This is a genomic window from Streptomyces poriferorum (genome assembly GCF_019399235.1).
GTDB lineage: Bacteria > Actinomycetota > Actinomycetes > Streptomycetales > Streptomycetaceae > Streptomyces > Streptomyces poriferorum.
In genome coordinates, this window is the sequence record NZ_JAELVH010000416.1 from 1 (window position 1) to 7,748 (window position 7,748).

Consider the following 7,748-nt stretch of genomic DNA (forward strand, 5'->3'; position numbering starts at 1 on the left):
CATCTGCCCCGCGAACCGGCAGTACGTCCCCACCAGCTGCCGCTGCCGCAGCGTCGGCCGCCCCGGCTCCCGCCACGCCCAGGCCACCACACCCAGCCGCCGCCCCGACGTGGTGCTCAGCGCCAGCGCGTACACCCGACGGAACCCCGCCGCACGCCCCAGCTCGCGCATACGCGGGGAACACGACGGATCGGTCTCCACGTCCTCCACGATCAGCGCACCGCCCGCCGCCTCCGCCTCATCGACCAGGAACCGCCCCGGCGGCAACGCCTCCACCGCCTCACGCACCGACCGCACATCCGCCGGCATCCCGTACAACGCACGCGTCCGCATCAGAGAACCGTCCTCCTCCCGCAGCCGCGCCACCCCCATGTCCGCACGCAGCAGCCGGGCACCCTCACCCAGCACCTGATGCAGCGTCCCGTCCACACTGTCGTGATCCGTCAGCCGCTCCGCCAGACCGTGCACCCAGGTCGCATCCTCCAACTGCTCGGCCAGCCTGCGGTTCACCTCGTCCAGATCATCGGCCGACCGCCGCTGCTGCGAGACGTCATGGACGAACGCGACCGCCAGCGGCAGCTCACCCGGCCCGGAGTCCAGCGGAACAGCGCTGATGTCCAGCCACAGCGCCCGCGCACCCTCCGGCATGTACCGCACCTCGGCCCGCGCCGGACGACGCAGACCCAGCGCCACCCCGAGCGGCGACTCGGCGAACCGCAACGGCTCGCCGTTCCGGTCGCTGAACGACGTCGCAGCCCGGGCCAGCCCGCCCGGCTCCGACGGCACCTGCGCCCCGAACAGCTCCGCCAGCCGCCCGTTCGCGAACACCGTCGTCCCCCCCGCTCGGCGGAAGCGATGACGATCCCATGCGGCGCACCCTCCAGAACCTGGACGGACGCGAAGTGGTCCGCCAGGGGCAGACGCGGTGCGGCAAGCTGCGGCCGGATTGTCTGACTCGAAGGGAGGGACATCAGGAACTTCCTGTGAGGAGACTTAGATGCTAAAAGCTTAAGCAACATCACAGTAAAGATGGAAAGGCTGAACGTCCCCGGACAGCAGGACAAAGGTCCCACCACCCGCCGGATAGGCTTCCGCCCATGTCTCGTATCGACGGCCGCACCCCCGACCAGCTCCGCCCCGTCACCATCGAACGCGGATGGAGCAAGCACGCCGAAGGATCCGTACTCATCTCCTTCGGCGACACCAAAGTCTTCTGCACCGCCTCCGTCACCGAAGGCGTCCCGCGCTGGCGCAAGGGCAGCGGCGAAGGCTGGGTCACCGCCGAATACTCCATGCTGCCCCGCTCCACCAACACCCGCGGCGACCGCGAATCCGTACGCGGCAAGATCGGCGGCCGCACCCACGAGATCAGCCGCCTCATCGGCCGCTCGCTGCGCGCGGTCATCGACTACAAGGCCCTCGGCGAAAACACCGTCGTCCTCGACTGCGACGTCCTCCAGGCCGACGGCGGCACCCGCACCGCCGCCATCACCGGCGCCTACGTCGCCCTCGCCGACGCCATCACCTGGGCCCAGGGCAAGAAGATCATCAAGCACGGCCGCAAGCCGCTCACCGGCACCGTCTCCGCCATCAGCGTCGGCATCGTCGACGGCACCCCCCTCCTCGACCTCTGCTACGAGGAAGACGTCCGCGCCGAGACCGACATGAACGTCGTCTGCACCGGCGACGGCCGCTTCGTCGAGGTCCAGGGCACCGCCGAGGCCGAACCCTTCGACCGCAAGGAACTCAACGCCCTCCTCGACCTCGCCACCGCCGGCTGCGTCGACCTCACCCAGTTCCAGAACGACGCCCTCACCCGCACCCTCGGCGAGTAAAGAAGCAACCAAGTCCCCACGCACAGCGTCGATACGAATACGGGCGCACGGGTCGAACCGTGCGCCCGTCCGCGCATCCGCACCCGGGGAGGGACCCACCATGGCCACGCGCCACCGACGCCACCGCCGCACCGCACTGGCCATCACCGCCACGCTGCTCGCCGTCACCGCCGCAGCAGGCTGCAGCGCCCTCGACAAAACGCTCGACTGCGTCCGCACCGCCGACGCCATCGCCACCAGCGTCGACAACCTCCAGCAGGCCGTCGCCAACGCCTCCAACGACCCCACCCAGGCCTCCGAATCACTCGACGAGATCGAGAAGGAACTCGGCAACCTCGGCGACAAGACCGACGACGCCGACCTCACCAAGGCCGTCGACGACCTCCAGGCCGGCGTCGCCAACGTCCGCGACTCCATCGACAAGGGCGACGCCACCCCCGACATCACCCCCGTCACCGACGCGGCAACGGAGATCGGCAAGGTCTGCACCCCGTAATCCGGGACTCCGGGCGAGGCGATAATCGACCCATGACCCGCCTCATCCTCGCCACCCGCAACGCCGGGAAGATCACCGAACTCCACGCGATCCTCGCCGACGCAGGCCTCACGTACGAACTCGTCGGCGCGGACGCGTACCCGGAGATCCCCGACGTCAAGGAAACCGGCGTCACCTTCGCCGAGAACGCCCTCCTCAAGGCCCACGCCCTGGCCCAGGCCACCGGCCACCCCGCCATCGCCGACGACTCCGGCCTCTGCGTCGACGTACTCGGCGGCGCCCCCGGCATCTTCTCGGCCCGCTGGGCCGGCACCCACGGCGACGACCGGGCCAACCTGGACCTGCTCCTGGCGCAGCTCTCCGACATCGACACCCCGCACCGCGCGGCCCACTTCGCCTGCGCCGCCGCGCTCGCCCTCCCCGACGGCACGGAACGCGTGGTCGAGGGCCGCCTCCTCGGCACCCTGCGCCACACCCCGTCCGGCACGGGCGGCTTCGGCTACGACCCGATCCTCCAGCCGGAGGGCGAGACCCACACGTGCGCGGAGCTGACGGCAGCGGAGAAGAACGCGATCAGCCACCGGGGGAAGGCGTTCCGGGCGTTGGTGCCGGTGGTGCGGGAGTTGGTGGGGTGAACGACGCGATGGGCCGCCCCGGAGGGCGGCCCATCATCTTGTGCGGCCGGTGGGATTCGAACCCACACGAGCGAAGCTCACCCGGTTCTAAGCCGGAGCGCGTCTGCCATTCCGCCACGGCCGCATACTCATGGCCATCGTAGTGGCAGAGGTGTGCGCGGCGCAGTCAGGTCGCTGCGTGGAGCCTTTGGGGTGGCAACTTCTTCCGGCACCAGGTGTCAGTGAGCGCGTGGCAGTTGGGGCAGAGGTAACGAAGGTTCTCGGCTCGGTTGTCGAGCCAGTCGCCATTGATGTGGTCGATCTGAAGCGTGAACGACTGTCTCAGCCACTTCCCCCGGTTGCCGCAGGACTCGCAGCGGTACGCGACCCCGATCTCTTGCAGAGAGCGGTGAAGGCTCTCCCGGTTCGTGCGTGCCGATCCCTGCGGCTTGACAACCAAGGTCGTCGGTGCGAGCGGCTTGGGCTTGCGCACCTGGATCGAAGCCCAAGGGCGTCGCGTGAAGTGGCTCGTGTCGAGCTTCAACTGAAGGACCTTGCGCCGCACCCGGCGGTGGTTCGCGTCCTTTACCTCAAGGCCGAGTGCACGCATGACGTCCGCGTAGCTGCTGGCCTGCGGAACGGCTTCCCGCAGGGTGGCCTCTGGAATGGTGAGGCGCGCGTTACGGAAGTGCGAGTTATCGATGCCTCTCCTGCGCAGCAGGCCAGCCAGGGCTGCGCGTGACTGGCTGTCGTCACCCATTCCCAGGCTGCGCGCCACTCCTCGGATGCTGTCGGCGGCGGCCGTGGCCGTCTGTAGCTCCTCTGTGGTGAACACAAGGTCCAAATGCGGGCGGTTCATCCCAGGGAAGTGGCTGACATCGATTCCCGCAGCTGCGATGCGGCGGCTGATGTGGGAGAGCGTGCCAGTGGCGGGTGGTGCGCCGAGCTTGGTGACGACTTCGCGTAGCGACGAAGAGGACGCGACGGCCGCTGCAATGGCCGCGTCCGGGTACTTCTGCCACGGGCTGCGCTTCTTGAAGTGGGACGTATCCAGATCGTGTTCGGCTACCTTCCCCTGCAGCACGCGCCGCTGGCCCCCGCTCTTCTTGAGTCCGAGTCGGCTCATCAGGTCCGTCCAGTTCTTCGCCTCGGCGACTGCACTGGCGAGCCTCTCCCGCTCGTACACGTACTGACCCGGCACGTTCCCCTCCGCATCCGGCCGCCCGTTCGCGACCTCGTACGGAGTAACGAACTGTTTATCGGAGAGTCACGTCCGATATCCGACAAGATGCGGAATGGCCCGCCCCGCTTCTGCGGCAACCGAAGCGGGGCGGGCCATTCCGCCATGCAGGACAGGACGGGTCAGAACTTCGGGTCCGGCGTCTGGGCCGCGACCAGTTCCTCCGCCTCCGCGCTCGTCTCCACCGACGGGGGCGAGCCCGCCAGGGGCTTGTTCGCGGTCTCCTTCATGCAGGCCACCGCGATCACACCGACCAGCGCCGCCGCCATCGCGTAGTACGCCGGCATCAGGTTGCTGCCCGACCAGCTGATCAGGGCCGTGATGACCAGCGGGGTCGTACCGCCGAAGATCGACGCCGACAGGTTGTAGCCCACCGACAGGGATCCGTAGCGGACGTTCGTCGGGAACAGGGCCGGCAGCGCCGCGGACATCGTGCCGAGCATGCAGACCAGGGAGAGGCCCAGCATCAGCATGCCGATCGTGATGGCGGGGATGCCGCCCTGGCGGATCAGGAGGAAGGCCGGGAGGGAGAGGACCAGGAAGCCGATCATGCCCGTCATGAGGAGGGGCTTGCGGCCGAAGCGGTCGGAGAGTTTGCCGACCTGGCTGATGATCGCCATCAGGAAGACCATGACGGCGAGCAGGATCAGCAGGCCGTGGGTCTCGCTGTAGCCGAGCTCGTCGGAGAGGTACGTCGGCATGTACGACAGCAGCATGTAGTCGGTGATGTTGTACGCGCCGACCAGGCAGATGCAGAGGATCAGCGTCGGCCAGTAGGTGCGGAAGATCTTGGCGAGGTCGCCCTTGGCGGTGGTCTCGACGCCGTCCGCCGCCTCGGTGGCGTGGGCGGTGCCGCCCTCGAGCTTCTGGAAGGCGGGGGTCTCGTCGAGGCGCAGTCGCAGGTAGAGGCCGACGAGGCCGAGGGGTCCGGCGACGAGGAAGGGGATGCGCCAGCCCCAGGCTTCCATCTGGGTGTCGTTGAGCAGGGCGTAGAGCGCGGTGACGAGGCCGGCGGCGCCGATGTATCCGGCGAGGGTGCCGAATTCGAGGAAGCTGCCGAAGTAGCCGCGTCGTTTGTCGGGGGCGTACTCGGCGATGAAGGTGGAGGCGCCGCCGTACTCGCCGCCGGTGGAGAAGCCCTGGAGCATCCGGAAGAGGATGAGGAGGATGGGGGCGCCGACGCCGATGGTGTCGTGGGAGGGGATGACGCCGATGGCGAAGGTGCCGACCGCCATGAGGATCATGGTGAGGGCGAGGACCTTCTTGCGGCCGATCTTGTCGCCCATGGGGCCGAAGAACATGCCGCCGAGGGGTCGCACGAGGAAGGCGACGGCGAAGGTGGCGAAGGAGGAGAGGAGCTGGGTGGTGTCGTTCCCGGAGGGGAAGAAGACGTGTCCCAGGGTGGCGGCCAGGTAGGAGTAGATGCCGAAGTCGAACCACTCCATGGCGTTACCGAGCGATGCCGCCTTGACCGCGCGCTTGACCGCCTGGTCGTCCGTGACGGTGATGTCCGTCCTGCGCAGCTTGGGGTTCTGGCGCTTTCGGATGGCGCGGAAGAGGGCGGGGTGGCGTTTGACCGCTTCGGGGTCGGCCGCCTGGTGGGGGTCGGAGGCCGCCATGGCCGGGTCCTTTCCTCGGTGGGTGTTCCAGGAAAGGCTTCTGCGCGGTCATGGCGGTTGCAAACCGATTCGCCCGCGGATTGGGATGTCCATCACATGTTTCGGCCGTTCGGCCCAATCCGCAGGGTGTTTTTGGCCAATTTGGCCTTCGGTCAGATGCCGAGGTCCTTGATGATCTTGGCGACGTGGCCGGTGGCGCGCACGTTGTAGAAGGCGTGCTCGACCTTGCCGTTCTCGTCGACGACGATCGTGGAGCGGATGACGCCCATGACCGTTTTGCCGTAGTTCTGCTTCTCGCCGAAGGCGCCGTAGGCCTCCAGGGTCTCCTTGGCGGGGTCGCCGACCAGGGTGACCTTGAGGTTCTCCTCGTCGCGGAACTTCGCGAGTTTCTCCGGCTTGTCGGGGGAGACGCCGATGACGTCGTACCCGGCGGCGGTCAGGAGGTCGAGGTTGTCGGTGAAGTCGCAGGCCTGCTTGGTGCAGCCGGGGGTAAGCGCACGCGGGTAGAAGTAGACGATGACCTTGCGGCCCTTGTGGTCCGCGAGCGAGACGTCGTTCCCGTCGGCGTCGGGGAGGGTGAAGGCGGGGGCGGTGTCGCCGGGCTTGAGTCGCTCGCTCATGGTTCTCCTCGTTGGTACGTGGGGTGTACGGGACCGAGCGTAATAGGGGTGCCGCCGGGTGCGGGAGCGGCCGAGCTGACAGACTGTCGATGAAGGTTTACCGGACGAGGACCACGGAGGCGGCGCAGTGTCGGATGCCAGGACCCCTGCGCAGATCGAGGCGGACATCATCAGCAGGCGCGAGCAGCTCGCGGTGGTGCTCGATGAGATCGGGGTGCGGGTGCACCCTAAGACGATCGTTGGTGACGCGAAGGCGAAGGCGGCCGAGGTCGTGGACCGGACGGCCGGGCGGGCGTTCGTCGCGGTGAACCGGACGGTGTCGGACGTGAAGGCGCAGTTCGTTTCCGAGGAGGGCGCACCGCGTCTGGAGCGGGTGGTTCCTGTGGCGTTGCTCGTGGTGGGTGTGGTGGGTCTGCTCACCGTGACGAAGCAGCGAAGGAAGCGTTGACCCCCGAGGGCGTGCGCTCGCCCCGCGGCCAGGTAGGTTGCGGGGCGTGAGCGAGAACAGCGACGACAAGCTGCCCATCCGGATGCTGCACGACCGTGTGCTGGTCCGGTCCGATTCGCCCGAGGGTGAGCGGCGTTCCGGCGGCGGCATTCTGATTCCGGCGACGGCTGCGGTCGGGCGCCGGCTGGGTTGGGCCGTGGTGGTGGCGGTGGGGCAGAACGTGCGGACGGTGGAGCCGGGGGACCGGGTGCTGTACGACCCCGAGGACCGTGCCGAGGTCGAGGTGCGGGGCGTGGCGTATGTGCTGATGCGGGAGCGGGATCTGCATGCGGTGGCCGCGGACCGGTTCGAGGGTTCGGTGGATTCGACCGGTCTGTATTTGTAGCCGGATGGTGGTGTGTGAGGCCTGGTGACCGTTGTCACCAGGCCTTTTGCCTGTTCTTTGCTACGGTGGTGGGACCCCGACGAGACGCGCCGTACCGGGTTTCCGTAAAGACGACGCACCCGTGTTGTTCGTGTGTTCTGTCGTCGGAGGTGCCGTCATGGCGTGGGTTCTGTTGGTGGTCGCGGGTCTGCTGGAAGTGGCCTGGTCGATCGGGATGAAGTACACCGAGGGGTTCACCCGGCTGTGGCCGAGTGTGTTCACGGGGCTGGGGATCGTGGCGAGCATGCTGTTGCTGTCGCATGCGGCGCGGACGCTGCCGATCGGTACGGCGTACGGGGTGTGGGTCGGTATCGGTGCGGCGGGTGCGGCGGTGCTGGGCATGGTGGTGCTGCATGAGCCGGTGACGGCGGCCCGGATCTTCTTCGTGTGTCTGTTGTTGGTGGCCGTGGTGGGGCTGAAGGCGACGTCGGGTCACTGAGGCCACCTGGCGT

General features: G+C 68.1%; 10 protein-coding genes, 1 tRNA gene and 1 riboswitch. Of the genes, 6 read left to right on the forward strand and 5 right to left on the reverse strand.

Going from position 1 to position 7,748, the window contains the following annotated elements:
* Positions 1-828, reverse strand: an 828-nt coding sequence (locus JGS39_RS37320; protein ID WP_372456189.1) for a GAF domain-containing protein, incomplete at its 3' end; no start/stop codon positions are given.
* A 269-nt stretch (positions 829-1,097) separates the two neighbouring features.
* On the opposite strand from JGS39_RS37320, the gene rph reads away from it, so the two are divergent.
* The 3 genes from rph to rdgB all read left to right on the forward strand — a co-directional run bounded on the left by rph (position 1,098) and on the right by rdgB (position 2,966).
* The gene (gene rph / locus JGS39_RS37325; protein WP_219574229.1) at positions 1,098-1,835 is read left to right on the forward strand and encodes a ribonuclease PH; all 738 of its coding nucleotides are present in this window, start codon (positions 1,098-1,100) and stop codon (positions 1,833-1,835) included.
* Between the two features lie 100 nt (positions 1,836-1,935).
* Complete coding sequence (locus tag JGS39_RS37330) at positions 1,936-2,331, forward strand: DUF8711 family protein (protein WP_219574230.1); 396 nt, start codon at positions 1,936-1,938, stop codon at positions 2,329-2,331.
* A gap of 32 nt (positions 2,332-2,363) precedes the next feature.
* Positions 2,364-2,966 (forward strand): RdgB/HAM1 family non-canonical purine NTP pyrophosphatase, encoded by a 603-nt coding sequence (rdgB, locus tag JGS39_RS37335; protein ID WP_219574231.1) that lies wholly within the window; start codon positions 2,364-2,366, stop codon positions 2,964-2,966.
* A gap of 41 nt (positions 2,967-3,007) precedes the next feature.
* Here the strand turns inward: rdgB and JGS39_RS37340 are convergent.
* The 4 genes from JGS39_RS37340 to bcp all read right to left on the reverse strand — a co-directional run bounded on the left by JGS39_RS37340 (position 3,008) and on the right by bcp (position 6,424).
* Positions 3,008-3,090: transfer RNA gene (locus tag JGS39_RS37340), tRNA-Leu, on the reverse strand.
* A gap of 42 nt (positions 3,091-3,132) precedes the next feature.
* On the reverse strand, positions 3,133-4,146 hold the full coding sequence (locus JGS39_RS37345; RefSeq protein ID WP_219574232.1) for an HNH endonuclease: 1,014 nt from the start codon (positions 4,144-4,146) through the stop codon (positions 3,133-3,135).
* 161 nt (positions 4,147-4,307) lie between these two features.
* Positions 4,308-5,804 carry a glycine betaine/L-proline transporter ProP gene (proP, locus tag JGS39_RS37350; RefSeq protein ID WP_219574233.1) on the reverse strand — a complete coding sequence of 499 codons (1,497 nt, stop codon included), beginning with the start codon at positions 5,802-5,804 and terminating at the stop codon, positions 4,308-4,310.
* Between the two features lie 152 nt (positions 5,805-5,956).
* A complete protein-coding gene (gene bcp, locus JGS39_RS37355; RefSeq protein ID WP_219574234.1) occupies positions 5,957-6,424 on the reverse strand; it encodes a thioredoxin-dependent thiol peroxidase in 468 nt (155 codons plus the stop codon).
* A gap of 127 nt (positions 6,425-6,551) precedes the next feature.
* Here bcp and JGS39_RS37360 point away from each other — a divergent pair, with 127 nt between their 5' ends.
* The 3 genes from JGS39_RS37360 (at position 6,552) to JGS39_RS37370 (ending at position 7,735) form a co-directional block, all read left to right on the forward strand.
* Positions 6,552-6,872 carry a DUF3618 domain-containing protein gene (locus JGS39_RS37360; protein WP_219574235.1) on the forward strand — a complete coding sequence of 107 codons (321 nt, stop codon included), beginning with the start codon at positions 6,552-6,554 and terminating at the stop codon, positions 6,870-6,872.
* A gap of 46 nt (positions 6,873-6,918) precedes the next feature.
* Positions 6,919-7,257, forward strand: coding sequence for a GroES family chaperonin (locus JGS39_RS37365; protein ID WP_136325477.1), 339 nt, complete (start codon positions 6,919-6,921; stop codon positions 7,255-7,257).
* A 54-nt stretch (positions 7,258-7,311) separates the two neighbouring features.
* Positions 7,312-7,377: riboswitch (guanidine-III (ykkC-III) riboswitch) on the forward strand.
* A gap of 37 nt (positions 7,378-7,414) precedes the next feature.
* A complete protein-coding gene (locus JGS39_RS37370; protein WP_018555875.1) occupies positions 7,415-7,735 on the forward strand; it encodes a DMT family transporter in 321 nt (106 codons plus the stop codon).
* The last annotated feature ends 13 nt before the right edge of the window (positions 7,736-7,748 follow it).

What these genes read in the sequence shown, in the direction of transcription:
- rph (WP_219574229.1), top strand. Translation starts at nt 1,098, where the DNA reads ATGTCTCGTATCGACGGCCGCACCCCCGACCAGCTCCGCCCCGTCACC.
- JGS39_RS37330 (WP_219574230.1), top strand. Translation starts at nt 1,936, where the DNA reads ATGGCCACGCGCCACCGACGCCACCGCCGCACCGCACTGGCCATCACC.
- rdgB (WP_219574231.1), top strand. Translation starts at nt 2,364, where the DNA reads ATGACCCGCCTCATCCTCGCCACCCGCAACGCCGGGAAGATCACCGAA.
- proP (WP_219574233.1), bottom strand. Translation starts at nt 5,804, where the DNA reads ATGGCGGCCTCCGACCCCCACCAGGCGGCCGACCCCGAAGCGGTCAAA.
- bcp (WP_219574234.1), bottom strand. Translation starts at nt 6,424, where the DNA reads ATGAGCGAGCGACTCAAGCCCGGCGACACCGCCCCCGCCTTCACCCTC.
- JGS39_RS37370 (WP_018555875.1), top strand. Translation starts at nt 7,415, where the DNA reads ATGGCGTGGGTTCTGTTGGTGGTCGCGGGTCTGCTGGAAGTGGCCTGG.